This is a genomic window from Roseateles puraquae, from assembly GCF_002205845.1.
Lineage (GTDB): Bacteria > Pseudomonadota > Gammaproteobacteria > Burkholderiales > Burkholderiaceae_C > Pelomonas > Pelomonas puraquae.
Genome location: NZ_NISI01000005.1, coordinates 151,203 through 168,183 on the forward strand (window position 1 = coordinate 151,203; position 16,981 = coordinate 168,183).

The 16,981-nt window shown below is 67.9% G+C and carries 14 protein-coding genes; 8 read left to right on the plus strand and 6 right to left on the minus strand.

What is annotated here, in order from left to right:
- Positions 1–16: 16 nt before the first annotated feature.
- The 3 genes from CDO81_RS13285 to asnB are packed head-to-tail and all read left to right on the plus strand — an operon-like array spanning position 17 to position 4,199.
- On the plus strand, positions 17–1,381 hold the full coding sequence (locus tag CDO81_RS13285) for an O-antigen ligase family protein (RefSeq protein ID WP_088483705.1): 1,365 nt from the start codon (positions 17–19) through the stop codon (positions 1,379–1,381).
- Positions 1,382–1,389: 8 nt separating this feature from the next.
- On the plus strand, positions 1,390–2,277 hold the full coding sequence (locus CDO81_RS13290) for a glycosyltransferase family 2 protein (RefSeq protein WP_088483706.1): 888 nt from the start codon (positions 1,390–1,392) through the stop codon (positions 2,275–2,277).
- A gap of 23 nt (positions 2,278–2,300) precedes the next feature.
- Positions 2,301–4,199, plus strand: a complete 1,899-nt coding sequence (asnB, locus tag CDO81_RS13295; RefSeq protein ID WP_420893059.1) for an asparagine synthase (glutamine-hydrolyzing) — start codon at positions 2,301–2,303, stop codon at positions 4,197–4,199.
- 41 nt (positions 4,200–4,240) lie between these two features.
- On the opposite strand, the gene CDO81_RS29130 is transcribed toward asnB, so the two are convergent.
- Positions 4,241–6,391 carry a hypothetical protein gene (locus CDO81_RS29130; RefSeq protein ID WP_158218269.1) on the minus strand — a complete coding sequence of 717 codons (2,151 nt, stop codon included), beginning with the start codon at positions 6,389–6,391 and terminating at the stop codon, positions 4,241–4,243.
- A 184-nt stretch (positions 6,392–6,575) separates the two neighbouring features.
- Between CDO81_RS29130 and CDO81_RS13310 the strand changes: the two genes are divergently transcribed.
- The 5 genes from CDO81_RS13310 to CDO81_RS13330 all read left to right on the plus strand — a co-directional run bounded on the left by CDO81_RS13310 (position 6,576) and on the right by CDO81_RS13330 (position 12,060).
- Positions 6,576–7,718 (plus strand): glycosyltransferase family 4 protein, encoded by a 1,143-nt coding sequence (locus CDO81_RS13310; RefSeq protein ID WP_158218270.1) that lies wholly within the window; start codon positions 6,576–6,578, stop codon positions 7,716–7,718.
- Positions 7,719–7,720: 2 nt separating this feature from the next.
- Positions 7,721–8,875 carry a glycosyltransferase family 4 protein gene (locus CDO81_RS13315; RefSeq protein ID WP_088483711.1) on the plus strand — a complete coding sequence of 385 codons (1,155 nt, stop codon included), beginning with the start codon at positions 7,721–7,723 and terminating at the stop codon, positions 8,873–8,875.
- Entirely contained in the window at positions 8,868–9,617 is a 750-nt protein-coding gene (locus tag CDO81_RS13320; protein ID WP_241516990.1) for a WecB/TagA/CpsF family glycosyltransferase, read from the plus strand. The genes CDO81_RS13315 and CDO81_RS13320 overlap by 8 nt, the downstream gene beginning before the upstream one ends.
- Before the next feature lie 41 nt (positions 9,618–9,658).
- The gene (locus tag CDO81_RS13325; RefSeq protein ID WP_088483712.1) at positions 9,659–10,666 is read left to right on the plus strand and encodes an NAD-dependent epimerase; all 1,008 of its coding nucleotides are present in this window, start codon (positions 9,659–9,661) and stop codon (positions 10,664–10,666) included.
- A gap of 65 nt (positions 10,667–10,731) precedes the next feature.
- The gene (locus tag CDO81_RS13330; protein WP_088483713.1) at positions 10,732–12,060 is read left to right on the plus strand and encodes a UDP-glucose dehydrogenase family protein; all 1,329 of its coding nucleotides are present in this window, start codon (positions 10,732–10,734) and stop codon (positions 12,058–12,060) included.
- 33 nt (positions 12,061–12,093) lie between these two features.
- Here the strand turns inward: CDO81_RS13330 and rfbC are convergent, their stop codons facing one another.
- The 5 genes from rfbC to CDO81_RS13355 all read right to left on the minus strand — a co-directional run bounded on the left by rfbC (position 12,094) and on the right by CDO81_RS13355 (position 16,977).
- A complete protein-coding gene (rfbC, locus tag CDO81_RS13335) occupies positions 12,094–12,645 on the minus strand; it encodes a dTDP-4-dehydrorhamnose 3,5-epimerase (protein ID WP_088483714.1) in 552 nt (183 codons plus the stop codon).
- Positions 12,645–13,532: a glucose-1-phosphate thymidylyltransferase RfbA gene (gene rfbA / locus CDO81_RS13340; RefSeq protein ID WP_088483715.1), complete on the minus strand. Its 888-nt coding sequence runs from the start codon at positions 13,530–13,532 to the stop codon at positions 12,645–12,647. The genes rfbC and rfbA overlap by 1 nt, the downstream gene beginning before the upstream one ends.
- A complete protein-coding gene (gene rfbD / locus CDO81_RS13345) occupies positions 13,529–14,410 on the minus strand; it encodes a dTDP-4-dehydrorhamnose reductase (RefSeq protein WP_088483716.1) in 882 nt (293 codons plus the stop codon). Before rfbD ends, rfbA begins: the two co-directional genes overlap by 4 nt.
- A 3-nt stretch (positions 14,411–14,413) precedes the next feature.
- Positions 14,414–15,469 (minus strand): dTDP-glucose 4,6-dehydratase, encoded by a 1,056-nt coding sequence (rfbB, locus tag CDO81_RS13350; RefSeq protein ID WP_088483717.1) that lies wholly within the window; start codon positions 15,467–15,469, stop codon positions 14,414–14,416.
- Between the two features lie 74 nt (positions 15,470–15,543).
- Positions 15,544–16,977: a mannose-1-phosphate guanylyltransferase/mannose-6-phosphate isomerase gene (locus CDO81_RS13355; RefSeq protein ID WP_241516991.1), complete on the minus strand. Its 1,434-nt coding sequence runs from the start codon at positions 16,975–16,977 to the stop codon at positions 15,544–15,546.
- Positions 16,978–16,981: the final 4 nt, after the last annotated feature.

Here is a 16,981-nt window from a genome sequence, read left to right on the forward strand (position 1 = left end):
AAATGAGAGGGATCTGATGCAAATACTCTATTGGGCGCTTCAGACCTTGCCCTACGTGGTGGCCTTCCTGGCCGCCGTCAGCCTCATCGTGCTCTTCCTGGGCAGCTATCGCAGCTTCGGCTTCGGCCTGGCGCTGCTGGCCGTGACGTCGTGGCTGGATGCGTCCACGCAGTCGGCGCCGGTGCTTCAGCTCGGCGTGCGGCTCTATGTGGCCGACGTGCCGTTGATCCTGCTGGGGGCGGTGACCGGCCTGCGTTGGCTGGTGGCCAAAGACGTGCCCTGGCGCCACCCCGGCTGGGTGCTTTACGTGTTGGTCTTTCTGGGCAACCTGGCCTGGGGCCTGGCCACGCAGGGGACGGCGGCCGGTGTGCAGGCACGGGGCGATTTCTATGCCATCGTTGCCGCCAGCTATGCGATGAGCTTCCCGATGGCCCGGCCGCAAGTGCGGTTGCTGGTGCGGGCGCTGGCGTGGCTTGCCGTGGGCCTGGCCACCCTCACGGTCTACCGGTGGTGTGTGTACTACCTGCAGATCTCGGACCTGCTCCCGCCGGGAGGCACTTACAACATCGACGGAGCCATTCGTGTCATCGGATCGCAGCACACACTTCTGCTGGCGCAGGCCCTGCTGCTGGGGCTGTACTTTGCCCACATCAGCGGTGCCGGTGTCGTGCTGCGCGTCATGCTGCCGCTGATGCTGGGGCTGGTGGTGGCGCTGCAGCACCGTTCGGTGTGGCTGGCCACGATGGTGGGCGTGGGCGTGAGCATCTTGTTGGCCCGTGCGGAGCGCATGCCGGTCTGGCAGCAACTCGGCGCGCTGGGCGTGATGGCGCTGCTGGTGGTGGGCGGTCTGTCTGTGGGCGGGCGCGTCAGCCAGGAGGTGGTGAGCAGTGCCCAGCGGGCGGCCGCGGGCGAGGGCACCGTCCAGGCGCGATTCGAGAACTGGCGTGCCACCTTGACCGACTGGCGGCAGGGCGGCCTGCGGCACATCCTGGTGGGCAAGCCGCTGGGAGGTGACACCACGCGGCTGGTGGCCGACAAGGACGGCCGGCTGGTGCGCATCGGCTTCGGCGCCCACAACAACTACGTCAGCCAACTGGTGGGCACCGGCGTGCTCGGCTTTGCCGGCCTGCTGTGGGCCTTGGGCAGCGCCCTGCGCGGCTTGTGGCGCGCCTGCCGACGCTCAGACGGCGGCGACGCCGACTGGGCGGCCCTGCTGCTGATGCTGCTGGCCGTGCAGATGGCTTACTACGTGGCTTACGCGGTGGACTTCATGCAGTTGCTGGTGCTGGGCATGGCGATCGCCGCAGTGGCGGGTTTGCGGCCGGCCGCCCGCCCGGTGGGCCATCCGCCCTACGCGACCTACAAACCCCGCCCCGCATGAACCTTCCGATGAATGACCGAGGAACCCCAGTTGCCGCACCACGCCTGTGCGCGCTGCTCACCTGCTTCAACCGCGCCGACAAGACCCTGGCCAGCCTGGCCGCGCTGCAGGTGTCGGCCGCCCGTGCCGGCGTCGAGCTGTCGGCCGTGCTGGTGGACGACGGCAGCAATGACGGCACGGCCGAGCAGGTGCGCGAGCGCTATCCGTGGGTGACGGTGGAGGTCAACCGGGGCACGCCGCTGTTCTGGTGCCGCGGTATGCACCGCGCCATGGAACTCGGGCTGCAGACGCCGGCCGACTACCTGCTGCTGCTCAATGACGACACCATGCTCTACGAGCAGGCTCTGGCCGTGATGTTCAGCTGCTTACCCGCCGCCAGCCAGCCGGGCGGCGTGATCGTTGTGGGCAGCACGCAAGACGCTGCCACGGGGCGGCACAGCTACGGTGGCGAACGGGTGCGTGCGCCTGGCCGCCCGTTGTCCTTCGTGCTGGTGCCGCCCACCGATGAAGCCCAGGAGGTGGAAACCTTCAACGGCAACGTGGTGCTGCTGCCGCGGCCCGTGGTGCAGCAGGTGGGTCTGCTCGACCCCGCCTTCGAGCACGCCATGGGCGACATCGACTACGGCCTGCGCGCCCGCCGCCTGGGCGTGCGCCTGCTCCTGGCCCCTGGCTTTCAGGGGGCTTGCAGTAACAACCCGGTTAACGGAACTTTCAAGGATGTTTCTTTACCATTGAGCAAACGTTGGTTACACCTGTTGGGGCGTAAGGGATTGCCTTGGCGCTCCTGGTTGGTGTTGACACGACGCCATGGGGGATGGCGCTGGCCCGCCTATTTCGCATGGCCCTACGTCAAGGTGTTGTTCGAGGGGGTGCGAGGCCTGAGTCGCGTCCGCTGAGTTGCTTCGGGGGGGCGTGTCACGTGTGCGGAATCAATGGGGTGGTGCGCCTGCAAGGCAGGTCAGACGGCGTACCGCTCGAAGCGCTGATTCGGCGCATGAACGATGCCTTGGCGCACCGTGGGCCCGATGGCGACGGGGCGTTCATTGACGAAGCCCGTGTGGGCCTGGGCCATCGCCGGCTGTCCATCCTCGACTTGTCCGATGCGGGCAACCAGCCCATGTTCAACGAGGACCGCTCGCTGGCCCTCGTGTTCAACGGCGAGATCTACAACTACCTGGAGCTGATGCCCGAGCTGAAGGCGGCGGGTCATGTCTTTCGCTCGCAGAGCGACTCCGAGGTCATCCTGCACGCCTACGAGCAGTGGGGCGCTGAGTGTGTGCGGCGCTTCAACGGCATGTGGGCCTTTGCGCTGTGGGACCGCCGCGCGCAGCAGTTGTTCGTCTCGCGCGATCGTTTCGGCGTCAAGCCGTTCTACTTTCATCAGTCGCCGCAGGCCTTCAGCTTCTCCAGCGAGCCCGCCGGCCTGAAGGCGGCCGGCTGCATGAACGGCCAGGCCAACCTCACCAAGCTGCATGCCTACCTGGCCTACGGCTACCGCATCTCCGACGGTGACACCTTCTTTGACGGTGTGCAGGAGCTGCTGCCGGGCCACAGCGGCGTGCTCAATGCCGCCGGGCAGTTTCGCAGCTGGCCGCACTGGGAGCTGCCGCAGCGCGGCAGCCAGGCCGCGCCGCCGCCGGCCGAGCGCGCCGAGGCCTACCGGGCCCTGCTGACTGACGCGGTGCGCCTGCGCTTTCGCAGCGATGTGCCGGTGGCGCTGCTGCAAAGCGGCGGGCTGGATTCGTCGGCCATCTGCGCCACCGTGAACGATGCAATCGACGCGGGTCATCTCGCGCAGACCGACGTCACGGCCTTCACCGCCGTCTATCCCGGCCAGCCGCAGGATGAAAGCGCGGCCGTCAAGGACCTGATGGCCACTTGCGGCCATGTGCGCTCGGTGCTGCTCACGCCCGGTGGCAAGAGCCTGAGCACCGGCATGGAGGATTTCGTGCGCCGGATGCAGGAGCCGGTGGCCAGCTCCACGTCCTTCGTGCACCAGCAACTGATGGCGGCCATTCGCCAACAGGGCATCAAGGTCGTCATCAATGGGCAAGGGGCCGACGAGGCGCTGGCCGGCTACGGCCGCTACATCGTGGGTTACCGGCTGCTCGACCTGCTGCAGACCCGCCCCGCCGCCGCCCTGAACGAAGCCCGCGCCATGCAGCGCCTGATGGGCATGGGCTTCACGCAGCTGGCCATGCAGACGGCCAAGGCCATGCTGGGCCGGCGCGCCGCATCCGCCTACCGCGCGCGCTATGTGGAGCGGGCCTCCACGGTGCTGGACGGTGCCTTCCATGCCAGCCACCACGGGCGCCTGCCCGAGGTCACCATGCAGCGTGGCGGCGCCAACCTGCGCCACCACCTGCGCTCACAGCTGCTGAGTTTTGGCTTCAACCAGATCCTGCATTACGAAGATCAGTCGTCGATGAGCGAGTCGGTCGAGATCCGCTCGCCTTTCATCGACTACCGGTTGATGGAGTTCGCCTTCTCGCTGCCCGACGACGCGCTGTTCAGCGGCGGCATCACCAAGCGCGTGCTGCGCGAGGCCTTTGCGCACCGGCTGCCGGCCAGCATCTTGCACAACCACAACAAGATCGGCTTCGCCACGCCGTTTGACCGCTGGATGCGGGAGCCGTCCAGCCGCGCCATGGTGGCCGCCCTGGTGCACTCGCCCGAGTTTCGCTCGCGCCGCATCTGGAACGCCGACCGGCTGGCCAAGACGCTGCTCGACCCTCAGGCGGCGGCGCGAGGCTTCCCGGTGTGGCGTTTCATGAATGCCGAGATCTGGATGCGCCAGCAGGGCATCGTCAACGCCTGACCCTGCCCGCAAGTGGCGGGGCTGGGCCGAGCGAGGCGGCCTCAGGGGCGAATCAGCAGCGCGGCGGGCAGGGCGTTGAACGGGTCGTTCCAGTTGCCCCAGCCGGTGGTCACGGAGTTGCCCGTGGCGCCGGGGAAGGGCAGGCTCGTGACGGCCTTGTCGCGCAGCGCGATGCCGGCGATGTTGGTGCTCGGCAGGATCTTCGCGGCAGGCAGCAGGCCCAGCTCCTGGTAGTTCTCCAGCGGCTTGGTGGATTTCATGTAATAGCTGCGAAAGCCCGTCATGGCATCGGCTTCCACCGGCGTCTGCTTCGGCAGCCAGGGCTTGTGGTAGTACCACTTGATCGTGCCATTGATCAGGCCGAGCTGCGTCTGCACGGCGAGGGCGAGCGTCTTGTCTGGGGCGGTGCCGGTGCTCTCGCTGCCAAATAGGCCGTCGCGGGTCTTGAAGGCGGTGAGGGTGGTGTCGTTCTGGCGCGAGAGCAGGGTGGCCAGCAGCGCGGCGCTGGCCGTGTTCGCGGCGCTGTAGATCACCCCCTGCTGCGGGATGCAGTAGTCGCCATTGCGGGCGTACTCGCCTTGGCTCCCGTCCGGCCAGACGCCATATGTCAGCCACTCGAACACGTAGCGCTTGGCGCTGCTGATGAGCACGGCATCGCCCAACACCAGGCCCGCCGCGCCGAAGGTGAGCGCAGTCGCGGCCCGGCGGTTGTTGTAGAACTGCGAGAGCTCGGTGATGCGCGGCCCCACCACGCCATCGGCCCGCACATAGGCATAGACCGGTGCCGCGCTGGCCATATCGCTGCTGTCGACCTTGCAGTCGCCATTGGTGTCGTAGCGCTTGGACCACCATGACACGATGCCGTTGGTGGCCGTGGCGACCCAGAGCTTCTTGCTGTAGTCGCCCTTCAGCCGATTGGGGAAGAGGTTGGCCAGCGCCGCATCCATCTGCGTGGCCAGCATGTAGGCGTTGCGGCGGATGAAGTTCTCCACCGTCACGCGGTCGGCGCTGGACAGCGCGCTGCGCACGAAGTCGTAGGTGGCCACATAACGCAGCAGCCAGCTGGCCTGGTAGTAGTAGCTGTCGGGGTTCCAGTTGCTGTTGTCGGTCAGGCACAGCCGGGCCGGGAAGTCCACCACGGGGTTCTTGACCTGGGCCAGCAGGTAGGTCTTGACGGCCGTGAAGGCATTGCCGTCGGCGGTCATCAGGAACAGGAAGGCGGCGTCGCGGGCACCGGTGCCGAGACGTGAGTACTCGTCAGCAGCGGACGTGGTCAAGGGGCCCTTGTCGCCGTTCTTGATGAAGTCGGCAGCGTTCTGGCTGATGCGCTCCCAGTCGCCCGGCGAGCCCTTCGTGAAATCGTTCGCCTTCAGGAAGGGGCCGCTGGCCAGGCGCTGTTTCCAGACCGCCAGCTCAGCGTTCGTGTAGAACACGCCACCGACCGAAGGCCGTGGCGCCGGCGTGGTGGTGGTGAGGCTGGCGGGCACGGCGTACGACACCTTGCAGCTGGCGTTGGCCGTGCTGGTGGTGGTGGTGGCGGTGAGCACATTGGTGGCCGGCGGCGTGGCGGCGGCCGCGGCGGTCAGCAGGGACACGCCGGGGGTGGTGGTGCTGGTGAGGAGGGTCGATTGCAGGCCGACGATGTCGGCCGAGGCACCCAGGATGGTGCGGTCAGGGCTGGGGGCGGCGGCGGCCGTGGCGCTGACCGTGGCCGTAGCCGTGGCAGGACTGGGCGCTGGGCTGGGGGCCACCGCCGAGATGGCCGTGGCGGGAGCCGGGGCGGTGGTGGCGGCTGCCGTCACGACGGTCGCAACACCCGCCGCGTTCTCGGTCTTGGGGGTGGGCGCCGGCGCTGCGGTCGTGGCCGTGGCTGGCGCAGCGGAAGGGGCCGGGGACACGGGCGGCGGGGGCAACGCGGCTCGCTTGAGCGCAAGGGCTGCTGCCGTCGGGCCGGCCTCTGCGGCAGAGGCGGAGGCCGAGGCGCTGTCGGCCCCACTGGCCGCGCTGGCCGGGATGCTCGCAGCATCGGCACTCACAGCCGCGGCCACCACGGCGCTGGCGGGGTCGGACACGGGCGTGACGAGGGCCGAGGCGGAGGGCTTGTCGCCGCTGGCACCGCCGCCGCAGGCGGTCATCGCTGCCGAGAGGAGCACCCCCAGGGTCAGGGGCAGGGGGGCGGGGGGCAGTTTCATGAAGATCCTCAGGTCAGCGGGGTACAACGCTTGGCATTGTTGCGATGCACAAGCCGGCTGTCGATGCACCGTGAGAGTCGACTTGTGAAGCCTCACACAGGGACACGAACTCACGCGTGTAACCGAAAGTCGCAAACCGGCAGTCCTACACTCTTGGCGCCTCAGGAAGCCCCATTTCATGTCCATGACCTCCGCCGTCGCGCGACGGGTTCTCGTCGTCCAACGGCGGCTCACCCACTACCGTGTCCCCTTCTTTGAATTGCTGCGCCGCGACCTGCGCGATGCGGGCCTGGAGCTGTGCCTGGCGCACGGCGAGCCCACGGCGCAGGAGGCCACCAAACGGGACAGTGGTGAGCTGAGTTGGGCCGTTCGGTTGCCGACGCGCTACTTCCTCGACGGCCGCATCTGCTGGCAACCGTTTGGGCACCTCGCGCGCGATGCGGCCGTGACCGTGATCACGGCTGAGAACAAGATGCTCTGCAACCTGGGTGAGCAGTTCCTGGCGCGCAACCGCCGCGTCCTGCTGTGGGGTCACGGTGCCAACCTTCAGGGCAATCGCGACAGCCTGCGCGAGCGCTTCAAGGCGCGCGTCGCGTTGCGCGCCGACTGGTGGCTGGCTTACACCGACATGAGCCGGGACTTGGTTCGAGCCCTCGGGTTTCCTTCTGATCGCATCACGGTGCTGCAGAACGCGGTCGACACGGCGGAGCTCAGTGCGCAGTTCCAGGCGGTGACGCCGCAGGCGCAGCAGCGGCTCCGGGCCGAGTTGGGCCTGACGGAGGGCCCAGTCGGCCTTTACGTGGGCTCGCTGTACACAGAAAAGCGGATCGAGTTCCTGCTTGAAGCCGCGCGTGCGTTGCGGCAGCGCGTGCCCGGCTTTCAGCTGCTGATCATCGGGGGAGGGCCGCAGCAGCATCTGGTGGATGCTGCGGCGCAGGGCGCCTCGTGGATCAAGGTCCTCGGCATTCGCAAAGGGGCCGACAAGGCGCTGGCCGCCTCACTGGCTGATGTGATGCTGAACCCGGGGCTGGTGGGGTTGAACATCCTCGACAGTTTCGTCGGCGGCACCCCCATGATCACGACCGACTGTGGCCTGCATTCGCCCGAGATCGCCTACCTGGCGTCGGGCCGCAACGGCGTGATGACGGCCGACTCGCTCGACGCGTTTGTGCAGGCGTCGGCCGCGTTGCTGCAAGACCGCAGCGCCCGGGAGGCAATGCGCGCGGCCTGCCTGGCCGATGGGGCGCGTTACACGATTGAGCAGATGTCCAGGCACTTCACGCAGGGCGTGGTGGCGGCGCTGGCAGCCCCTATCCGCAGAGGCTGACGATGAAGATTCTTGTCGCCCACAACGCCTATCAACAGCGGGGTGGTGAAGACAGTGTGGTGGACGACGAGGTGGCCCTGCTGCGGGCTCGCGGTGCTGAGGTCGAGCTCTTTCACGCCAGCAACGATGACATTGGCGGCATGGGGCGATTGGACTTGCTGGGCCGCACGCTGTGGTCGCACCCGGCGGCTACCGAGATGCGGCGGTTGTGCGAGCGGTTTCGCCCCGATGTAGTGCATGTGCACAACAGCTTTCCGTTGCTGTCGCCGTCCATCCACTGGGCCGCGCAGGAGGCGGGTGTGCCGGTCGTGCAGACCCTGCACAACTTTCGTCTCGTGTGCCCGCAGGCCATGTTGTTGCGAGAAGGCCAGGTTTGTGAAGACTGCGTCGGCCGCGTGCCGTGGCGTGGTGCGGTCCGGGGCTGCTACCGGGGCTCGGTCGCCCAGAGTTCCGTGCTCGCCGGCATGCTGATGCTGCATCGGGCCAAGGGCACGTGGCAGCGGCGTGTGAATCGATTCATCGTGCTGAACGAGGCGTATCGGAGCCGCTTCGTTGCGGCGGGCTTCCCAGCTGAGCGTTTCGTGGTGAAGCAGAACTTCGTCGACCTGCCGGAGCCCCGGGACACCTCTCGGGCAGGCGTGCTCGCGGTGGGGCGACTCTCCGAGGAAAAGGGCTGGCCGACGATTGCTCAGGCGAGTGCCTTGAGCGGCGTGCCGATCGATGTCGTGGGGCGCGGCCCGCTCGAGGAGGTGCTGCGGGCGTCGGCGGGGCTGATCCTGCATGGCGCGTTGCCCCTGCAGGAGGTGTATGCCCGAATGTGCACCGCATCCGCTCAGGTGGTGGCAAGCGTGTGGCTGGAAGGCGGGCCGCGCACCCTTATCGAGGGCATGGCTTGCGGTCTGCCCGCCATCTGCAGCGCAATGGAACCCATGATGGAGATCGTGCAGGACGGCGTGACCGGGTTGGCATTTCCGCCTGGTGACGCGCAGGCCCTGGCTCAGCGGCTGACCTGGGCGCAGGAGCATCCCGAAGCGATGCTCACCATGGGGCGCGCCGCGCGGCGGGTGTACGAGGCGCGTTACACCGCCGACCGCAATCACGCTCAGCTGATGTCCATCTACCAGTCCGCCATCGAGGAGGGCCCGCGCCGTGACTGAGCGACGCCGCATTGCCGTGCTCGGCCAGTTGCTGGATGTGCTGAGCTGGGACGACGCCCTCGGTCGCGTCAGCGCCTGGGCGGCCCGGCGGGAAAGCCGCTATGTGTGCATCAGCAATGCACACTCGGTGGTGACCGGCAGCCAGGACCCCGCTTTTGGCGCGGTGCTGCGCGAGGCCGACATGGTCACGTCGGATGGCGCGCCGGTGGCCTGGATGATGCGCCGCCTGGGCGCGCCCGGGCAGCAGCGCATCAACGGGCCCGATCTGATGTGGCGTTATTGCGCGCTGGCGGCGGCGCGCGGCGAAAGCATCTATCTGTACGGCGGCACCGACGAGACCCTTGCCCTGCTGCAGCCGCGCCTGCGCGCGGCCTTCCCGGGGTTGGTGATCGCCGGCGCGGTGTCGCCCCCATTTCGCAAGCTCACGGCTGACGAGCTGGCGCGGGACATCGAGGCCATCAATGCCTCCGGCGCCGGTACGGTCTGGGTGTCGCTGGGCTGCCCCAAGCAGGAGTTGTGGATGGCGGCGCAGCGTGGCCGGGTGCAGGCCGTGATGATCGGCGTGGGTGCGGCCTTCGACTATCACGCCGGCACCATCCGCCGGGCGCCGCCCTGGATGCAGCGGTCGGGCCTGGAGTGGCTTCACCGCCTGCTGAGCGAGCCGCGGCGCCTGTGGCGGCGCTATCTGGTGACGAACAGCCTCTTCATCTGGGGGGCCGCGAGACAACTCCTGCGTGGTTGAAGCGGCGACAATCCGGCGCTGATATTCGGAGGGTCACCGCAGTGAAAGTTCTCGTCACCGGCGCAGCCGGCTTCATCGGCATGCATGTCAGCCATATCCTGCTCGCGCGCGGCGACGAGGTCGTGGGCCTGGACAACCTGAACGACTACTACAGCGTGCAGCTCAAGCACGACCGCCTGGCGCGCCTCACGCCCAAGCCGGGCTTCCGCTTCGTGCAGATGGACGTGGCTGACCGTGATGGCATGGCCAAACTGTTTGCCGCCGAGCGCTTCGACCGCGTGGTGCACCTGGCCGCGCAGGCCGGGGTGCGCTATTCCATCGAGAACCCGCACGCCTACATCGACAGCAACATCGTCGGTTTCACCAACATCCTGGAAGGCTGCCGTCACAGCGGCGTGCAGCACCTGGCCTATGCCTCCAGCTCCAGCGTGTACGGCGGCAATACGCTGATGCCTTTCTCGGAGCATCACAGCGTCGACCACCCCATCAGCCTGTACGCGGCCACCAAGAAGGCCAACGAGCTGATGGCGCACACCTACTCGCACCTGTTCCGCCTGCCCACCACGGGCCTGCGCTTCTTTACGGTGTACGGCCCGTGGGGCCGGCCGGACATGGCGCTGTTCCTGTTCACCAAGGCCATCATCGAAGGCCGGGCCATCAACGTGTTCAACCACGGCAAGATGATCCGCGACTTCACCTACATCGATGACATCGCCGAAGGCGTGGTGCGCGTGCTCGACCGTACCGCCACCGCCGACCCGGCCTACGACCCCGCCACGGCCGACCCGGCCCGCTCCAGCGCGCCCTACCGCGTGTTCAACATCGGCAACCACGCGCCCATCCAGCTGATGAGCTTCATCGAGGCCATCGAGAAGTCAGTCGGCCGCGAGGCGATCAAGAACTTCATGCCCATGCAGGACGGCGACGTGCCCGCCACGCATGCCGACGTGGAAGAGCTGGCCGAATGGACAGGCTTCCGCCCGGCGATGCCTGTGCCCGACGGTATTCAGCGCTTTGTCGCCTGGTACAGGGACTACTACAAGGTCTGATTTGCATCGTGCCGTCATGCAGGTGCATTACAAAGGCGTGATCTGCAAATGAACGGGTACGAAGCATGAAAGTCACCGCCATCGGGACCGGTTACGTCGGTCTGGTCACAGGCGCCTGCCTGGCCGAGATGGGCAATCACGTGGTGTGTCTGGATGTGAATCCGGACAAGATCCGCATCCTCAACGACGGTGACATCCCCATCCACGAGCCGGGCTTGCTGGAGGTGGTGCGCCGCAATGTGGCGGCGGGCCGCCTGCAGTTCACGACCGACGTGGACAAGGCCGTGCAGCACGGCACGCTGCTGTTCATCGGCGTGGGCACGCCACCCGATGAGGACGGCTCGGCCGACCTGCAATACGTGGTGGCCGCGGCGCGCTCCATCGGCCAGCGCATGACCGACTACAAGGTCATCGTCGACAAGAGCACGGTGCCCGTGGGCACGGCCGACCGGGTGCGCGAGGCGATCCAGGAAGAGCTGGTCAAGCGCGGCCTGGGCAGCATGTCGTACGCGGTGGTGTCCAACCCCGAGTTCCTGAAGGAAGGTGCGGCGGTTGAAGACTTCATGAAGCCCGACCGCATCATCGTGGGCTCTGACGACGAACAGGCCACGCTGCTGATGCGCGCGCTGTACGCCCCCTTCAACCGCACCCAGGACCGCATGCTGGTGATGGACGTGCGCAGCGCCGAGTTCACCAAGTACGCCGCCAACGCGATGCTCGCCACCCGCATCAGCTTCATGAACGAGCTGGCCCTGCTGGCCGAGAAGGTGGGCGCCGACATCGAGCTGGTGCGCCGTGGCATCGGCTCGGACCCGCGCATCGGCTACCAGTTCCTGTACGCCGGTGCCGGCTATGGCGGCTCCTGCTTCCCCAAGGATGTGAAGGCGCTGGTGAAGGCGGCGGCCGATGAAGGCCTGCCGCTGCAGGTGCTCACTGCCGTCGAGGCCGCCAACGAGCGCCAGAAGCGCGTGCTGGTGGACAAGGTCACGGCACGCTTCGGCAACGACTTGAAGGGCCGGCACTTTGCGATCTGGGGCCTGGCCTTCAAGCCCAACACCGATGACATGCGCGAGGCGCCGTCGCTGGTGGTGATCGACGAACTGACGCGCCGCGGCGCCACCGTGGCCGCCTACGACCCGGTGGCTGCAACCGAGGCCGCCCGCGTGCTCGGCCCGCGTGACGACGTGAAGCTGGTGGAGCGCGCCGAGTCGGCCCTGCAGGGCGCCGACGCGTTGCTGATCGTGACCGAGTGGAAGGAGTTCCGCACGCCGGACTTCGATGCCATCAAGGCGGCGCTCAAGCAGCCGGTCATCCTGGATGGCCGCAACCTCTACGACCCCAAGCTGATGAAGGCCCTGGGCATCAGCTACAGCGGCATCGGCCGCGGCGCCTGACGCCTGGCCGCCGGCTGCGGCCGGCGGGCGGGGTCAGTCGAAGGTCTTGGCGTCGGCCAGCAGCGGCGCGTCGACGTCCTTGGCCGAGAGCTTGGGTGCTTCGCCGCCCAGCGGCCAGGCCACGCCGAGGGTGGGGTCATCCCAGCGCACAGCGCCTTCGCACTCGGGGGCGTAGCGGCCGCTGGTCTTGTAGAGGAAGTCCGCGGTGTCGCTGATGACCAGGAAGCCGTGCGCAAAGCCTGGTGGGATCCACATCTGCCGCTGGTTCTCGGCCGAGAGCTCAAAGCCCACCCAGCGCCCGAAGTGGGGGCTGCTGCGGCGCATGTCCACGGCCACGTCGAACACCGCGCCGCTCACGCAGCGCACGAGCTTGCCTTGTGCATGAGGCGCGAGCTGGTAGTGCAGACCGCGCAGCACGCCCTTGGCGGAGCGGGAATGGTTGTCCTGCACGAAATGGACGTCGTGACCGACGGCGGCGTTGAAGCGCGCCTCGTTCCAGCTCTCCATGAAGAAGCCGCGCGCGTCACCGAAGACCTGGGGTTCGATCAGCAGGACTTCGGGCAGGGCGGTGGCGGTGACTTTCATCAGAAGGCTTTGTCGTTGAGCAGCTTGAGCAGGTACTGACCGTAGCCGTTCTTGGCCAGGGGCCGCGCCAGGGCTTCGAGTTGTTCGGCGTTGATCCAGCCGGCGCGGAAGGCGATTTCTTCGGGGCAGGCCACCTTCAGGCCCTGGCGCTTTTCCAGCGTGGCGATGAACTGGCCGGCCTCCAGCAGGCTGTCGTGCGTGCCGGTGTCGAGCCAGGCATAGCCGCGGCCCATGATCTCGACATTCAGTTCGCCCTGGCGCAGGTATTGGGCGTTCACGTCGGTGATCTCCAGCTCGCCCCGGGCGCTGGGCTTGATGCTGGCAGCGATGTCGCACACCTGTTGGTCGTAGAAGTACAGGCCGGTGACGGCGTAGTTGCTCTTCGGGACCTTGGGCTTTTCTTCGATGGACAGCGCCCGGCGGTCAGCGTCGAACTCGACGACGCCGTAGCGCTCGGGGTCGGTCACGTGGTAGGCGAACACGCTGGCGCCGTCGGTGCGCGCGGTGGCGCTGCCGAGCAGGGCGGCGAAGTCATGGCCGTAGAAGATGTTGTCACCCAGCACCAGGGCGCTCGGCGCACCATCGATGAAGTCACGCCCGAGGATGAAGGCCTGCGCCAGGCCGTCGGGGCTGGGCTGCACGCAGTACTGGATGTTCAGGCCCCAGCGCGCGCCGTCGCCCAGCAGGGCCTCGAAGCGCGGCACGTCTTGCGGCGTGCTGATGAGCAGGATGTCCCGAATGCCCGAGAGCATCAACGTGCTCAGGGGGTAATAGACCATGGGCTTGTCGTACACCGGCAGCAGCTGCTTGCTGATGGCCAGCGTGGCCGGGTGCAGCCGTGTGCCGGAGCCGCCGGCGAGGATGATGCCTTTGCGGGCCTGGGTCATAGCGTCTCCATCAGCATGCGTTCGACGCCTTGCTGCCAGTGCGGCAGGTGCAGGCCGAAGCGCTGCTGCAGCTTGGTGGTCGACAGGCGCGAGTTGAGCGGGCGCCGGGCGGGCGTGGGGTAGTCGGTCGTCGGGATGGCGAGGATCAGGTCCGAGGCGACGCGGATGTTCACACCGCGACTGCGCGCGAACTCGATGACGTAGCGGGCGTAGTCATGCCAGCTGGTTTCGCCGCCCGCCACCGCGTGGTAGGTGCCGACGAGTGCCGGGTTCACGCGCGCGGCGCGCAGCATGGGCACGGTCAGGTCGGCCAGCAGGTCGGCACCGGTGGGCGCGCCGATCTGGTCGGCGATCACCTTGAGCTGCTCGCGCTCCTGCGCCAGCCGCAGCATGGTCTTGGCGAAGTTGCCGCCGCGGGCCGCGTAGACCCAGCTGGTGCGCAGGATGAGGTGCTGGCAGCCGCTGGCGCGGATGGCGTCTTCGCCCTCGGCCTTGGTGCTGCCGTAGACATTGAGCGGGGCGATGGCGGCGTCTTCGTCGCGCGGCTGGCTGCCGCTGCCGTCGAACACGTAGTCGGTGGAGTAGTGCACCAGCAGCGCGCCGGTGCGCTTGGCCTCGATGGCCAGCAGCGCGGGCGTGAGGGCATTGACCTGCCGCGCAACCTCGGCCTCGCTCTCGGCCTTGTCGACCGCGGTGTAGGCCGCCGCATTGACGATGACCTGCGGCGCGACCGCCTGCACGCGCGCCAGCAGCGCGTCGGGCTGGTTGAAATCACCGCCGTCCTCATGCCCGAGCGCGACCACCTCGCCGGCCACGGCCAGCGAGCGCTGCAGTTCCCAGCCGAGCTGGCCGTTCTTGCCGAGCAGCAGGATCTTCATCGTTCAGCCGTATTGCTTGTCCAGCCACTCGCGGTAGGCGCCGCTTTGCACGCGGGCCACCCACTCGGGATGGTCGAGGTACCACTGCACGGTCTTGCGGATGCCGGTCTCGAAGGTCTCGGCCGGGCGCCAGCCCAGTTCGCGCTCGATCTTGCGGGCGTCGATGGCGTAGCGGCGGTCGTGGCCGGGGCGGTCCTTCACGTAGGTGATGAGGCGCGCGTAGGGGCCGTCGGCCGAGGGCCGGAGTTCGTCGAGCAAGGCGCAGACGGTCTTGACGATGTCGATGTTGGCCTTCTCGTTCCAGCCGCCGATGTTGTAGGTCTCGCCTACACGGCCGCCGGCCAGCACCGCGCGGATGCCGCTGCAGTGGTCGGTCACGTAGAGCCAGTCGCGGATCTGCTGGCCATCGCCGTAGACGGGCAGCGGCTTGCCGGCCAGCGCGTTGACGATCATCAGCGGGATCAGCTTCTCGGGGAAGTGATAGGGCCCGTAGTTGTTGGAGCAGTTGGTGGTGACCACCGGCAGCCCGTAGGTGTGGTGCCAGGCGCGCACCAGGTGGTCGCTGGCGGCCTTGCTGGCGCTGTAGGGGCTGTTGGGCTCGTAGGGGTGGGTCTCGGCGAAGGGCGGGTCTTCGGGCTTCAGGGAGCCGTAGACCTCGTCGGTCGAGACATGGTGGAAGCGGAAGGCCGCGCGGGCGTCGTCTGCCAGTGCGCCCCAGTAGGCGCGGCTGGCTTCCAGCAGCGTGAAGGTGCCTTCGACGTTGGTCTTCATGAAGGCGCCGGGGCCGTGGATGGAGCGGTCCACATGGCTCTCGGCCGCGAAGTGCACCACGGCGCGCGGGCGGTGTTCGGCCAGCAGGCGGTCCACCAGCGCCCGGTCGCCAATGTCGCCCTTCACGAACACATGCCGGGCATCACCCTGCAGTGCGGCCAGGTTCTCGAGGTTGCCCGCGTACGTGAGCGCGTCGAGGTTGACGACGGGTTCGTCCGACTGGCGCAGCCAGTCGAGCACGAAGTTGCTGCCAATGAAGCCGGCGCCGCCGGTGACCAGGATCGTCATCTTGTCGTTCTCGTAGGGCTCAAGCTGCCATCGTAGACGCCGCTCGCCCCCCGCGATGCCCGGAAATCAGGGGGTCAAGCCCGCCCGTAGGTGTCTTCGAAGCGGACGATGTCGTCTTCGCCGAGGTAGGAGCCCGACTGCACCTCGATGATCTCCAGCGGTACCTTGCCCGGGTTGGCCAGGCGGTGGGTCTGGCCCAGCGGGATGTAGGTGGACTGGTTCTCGGTGAGCAGGATGGTCTTGTCGCCGTTGACGATCTCGGCGGTGCCACTCACCACGATCCAGTGCTCCGCGCGGTGGTGGTGCATCTGCAGGCTCAGGGACGCGCCCGGCTTGACCATGATGCGCTTGACTTGGTGGCGCGGGCCGTTGTCGATGCTGTCATACCAGCCCCAGGGACGGTGCACCTTGCGGTGCAGGGCCTGTTCGCCGCGCTGCTCGGCGCCCAGCCGGTTGACGATCTGCTTGACCTCCTGGCTGCGGGCTCGGTCGCTGACCAGCACGGCATCGGGCGTCTCGACCACGACGATGTCGGTCAGGCCGACGACGCCGACCAGGCGACTGGTGGCATGCACCAGGGTGTCCTTGCAGTCGGCGATCAGCGCGTCACCCACGGACGCATTGCCGGCATCGTCCTTGTCGGCCACCTGCCAGACGGCCTCCCAGGCGCCGAGGTCGTTCCAGCCGGCGTCCAGGGCCACCATGCGCAGCGGGAGGTCGGTGCCGGGGCAGCGTTCCATGACGGCGTAGTCGACCGACTCGCTCGGCACGCCGGCGAACTCGGCCTTGCCGGGGCGCACGAACACGCTGTCGACCTTGCGGGCGTCCCACGCCGCGCGGGTGGCGGTGGCGATGTCGGGGCGGAAGCGCTCCAGCGCCTTCATCCAGACGCTGGCGCGCAGCACGAACATGCCGCTGTTCCAGTAGTAGCCGCCTTCGGCGAGATACCGCTCGGCGGTCTCGAGGTTGGGCTTCTCGACGAACTGGGCGACTGCCAGGCCGCCCGCGTCGGCGGTGGTGCGGATGTAGCCGTAGCCGGTCTCCGGGCGGTCCGGCGTGATGCCCAGGATGGCGATCGCGCCGTCGGCCGCGATGCGGATGGCGTCTTGCAAGGCCGCGGTGAAGGCTGCGGGCTGCGTGACTGTCTGGTCGGCCGGGGTGACGACCAGCACCGGGTCGCGCCCGCCTTCCAGGGCCGCCAGCGCAGCCAGCGTCAGGGCCGGTGCGGTGTTGCGGCCCAAGGGCTCCAGCAGCACGCTGCTGGGTTCGAGCTTGGTCTCGCGCAGCTGGTCGAGCACCAGGAAGCGGTGCTCCTCGTTGCCGACGATGCAGGGCGCGGCCAGCTCCAGCCCCGGTCCACCCAGGGCGGCCAGGCGGCGCGCAGCCAGCTGGAACAGGCTCTCGTTGCCCGCGAGCACGAGGAACTGCTTCGGGTAGCCTGCACGGGACAGCGGCCACAGGCGCGTGCCGGAACCGCCGGCCATGATGACGGGTTGGACCTGGATCATGTTG